This window comes from Nitrosomonas nitrosa, from assembly GCF_003051105.1.
GTDB lineage: Bacteria > Pseudomonadota > Gammaproteobacteria > Burkholderiales > Nitrosomonadaceae > Nitrosomonas > Nitrosomonas nitrosa.
In genome coordinates this window covers 1-1564 of the sequence record NZ_QAOO01000080.1, presented here as the reverse complement: position 1 = coordinate 1564, position 1564 = coordinate 1, and the positions used below count along the sequence as shown (strand labels likewise).

Here is a 1564-nt window from a genome sequence, read left to right as displayed (position 1 = left end):
TCTCAAATCAAATTTGATCTGAGATCGCGAGACGACATACCGAAGGTACTGCGTGGGTTGCAGTATCTCTACCTAGACGAAGCATTGCGCCAGAAAGTTTTTGCTTTACTGGAAAGTGAAATTGCCCCTAAGGTAGATAAGCGCACTGGACGGCCTGGCATGACACTATGGAGCATTCTGGTTTGTGGGGTATTACGGCTGGACTTGAATGCGGACTATGACCGTTTACATGAATTGGTCAATCAGCATAAGACGTTACGCGAAATGTTGGGGCACGGTTTATATGATGATGACAAGAAATACGCTTATCAAACCCTGGTGGATAACGTAAGCCTGCTCACGCCAGAGCTGCTGGACAAACTAAACCAGCTCATTGTAGAAGGAGGGCATGTCGTGGTAAAAAAGGGCGACGCAGCCCTGCGTGGGCGGTGCGACTCCTTTGTAGTTGAAACCGATGTGCATTTTCCAACCGACATCAACTTACTATGGGATGCTATGCGCAAAGCGATTACGCTGACAGCACTTTGGTGTGAAAGCCTGCAATTAAGTGACTGGCGGCAATATCGTTACAACCTACGCCAATTAAAACGACTGATGCGCAGTGCACAGAGTAAAAAGCGCCGCAAAACCAAAGCAGAAGGCCAACAAGAAAACGCACAAATGATTCAAGCGTACCAGGCTTATATTGATCAAGCCCGATGCCATTTAGACAAAATTCAAATCACCTTACGCAAGCTAAGCGCAACGACGCCTACTGAGGTGCTGCAGAAGATGGAAATTGAGAGTTATCTGCAACATGCCGAGCGCCAAATTGACCAAATCGAACGACGTGTTATCAAAGGTGAGATCATTCCTCATGCAGAAAAAGTATTCTCTCTATTTGAACCGCACACCGAATGGATCAGCAAAGGTAAAGCAGGTGTACCGGTTGAACTCGGAGTCAAAGTATGCATACTGGAGGATCAGTATCAATTCATTCTGCATCATCATGTGATGGAAAAACAAACGGACGATCAAATTGCAGTTGCCATGGTCACTGAAGCCAAGAAACGTTTTCCCACACTCAACGCCTGCAGCTTTGACAAAGGTTTTCATTCGCCTGCCAACCAGACTGAATTGGCTCAGCAACTCGACCAAGTCACTCTGCCCAGAAAAGGCAAGCTATCCAAGGAGAGGAAAGAAGTGGAACAAAGTGATGCATTTGTTAAAGCTCGTCGTACACACTCAGCGGTGGAATCAGCCATTAATGCACTGGAAGTACACGGTTTAGACAAATGTCCAGATCATGGCATTGAAGGTTTTAAACGTTATGTTGCACTGGCTATTGTTGCCAGAAACATCCGCCGAATAGGTGATATTCTGTGGCAGCAGGATGTGGAACGGGAACGCAAGGCTATAAAACGTAAATTAAAATACCAGCAAGCAGCCTAGACTCGCCAACTGACGAAAAAAATCACCTGATTGCGAGCAATCAGAGATGGGTGCTGGGTGAAATTCGTGTTTTTTATGCGAATTCTCTTAAAAAACACAATTAGGAACATATTTGAAGGAATAATTTCATTGC

Annotated in this window: 1 protein-coding gene; it reads left to right on the top strand. The window is 45.4% G+C overall.

The window, feature by feature from the left end:
• On the top strand, positions 1–1431 hold a 1431-nt coding region (locus C8R30_RS15655), incomplete at its 5' end, for an ISNCY family transposase (protein WP_107790564.1).
• Positions 1432–1564: the final 133 nt, after the last annotated feature.